Genomic DNA, 618 nt, shown 5'->3' with positions numbered 1-618 from the left:
CTTCAGTCGTGTCCGTGACAGGTAATGGAGATCGGTGAGCTGCTTGAGCGTGTGCCGTGCAGCGTCCTTGAGCCAGACCCAGCGCGTGCGCCTGAGCGCCGGCTCGATGCGCACCTCGGCGCGGCGGACCTCGTCGACAGCCTGGTTGGCCAGCTGCACCACGTGGAAGGCGTCGAAGGTGATCGAGGCCCCAGGCAGATGCTTCTGCACGCCGGCGATGTAGGCCTTGCTCATGTCGATGCAGACCGCCTCGATCGCATCCTGATCGCCACCGTGGCGGTGAAGATCGGCCACAAACGCCCCGACGGTCGACTGATCGCGTCCCTGACAGGCGAAGAGCAGGCGGCGGGCATCAAGGTCCTGGAACACGGTGATGTAGTTCTGCCCGCGCCGCGAGGCCGTCTCGTCGATGCCGACAGCGCGGACGCTGCCGAAGTCCTCCTGGGCACGAGCAGTTTCCACGTAGTAATTGAGGATGCGCCAGAGCGGATCGTCACCGATGCCCAGGTAGGCGGCGACCTTCTGGACTGGCATCTGCTGGCGGAGGGTGATCACCATCGCCTCGAACAGCTGCGAGAACCCGCTACCCGGCCGCGCCCAGGGCACCTCAACCTGCGC

General features: G+C 65.9%; 1 protein-coding gene. It reads right to left on the bottom strand.

The window, feature by feature from the left end; translation table 11 throughout:
* Positions 1-618, bottom strand: a 618-nt coding sequence (locus tag LRF89_RS13295) for a transposase (protein WP_238637380.1), incomplete at both ends; no start/stop codon positions are given.

It is taken from the genome of Halorhodospira sp. 9621 (assembly GCF_022228055.1).
Taxonomy (GTDB): domain Bacteria; phylum Pseudomonadota; class Gammaproteobacteria; order Nitrococcales; family Halorhodospiraceae; genus Halorhodospira; species Halorhodospira halophila_A.
The sequence above is the reverse complement of the archived record's forward strand: the minus strand, read 5'-3'. Positions and strand labels throughout refer to the sequence as shown.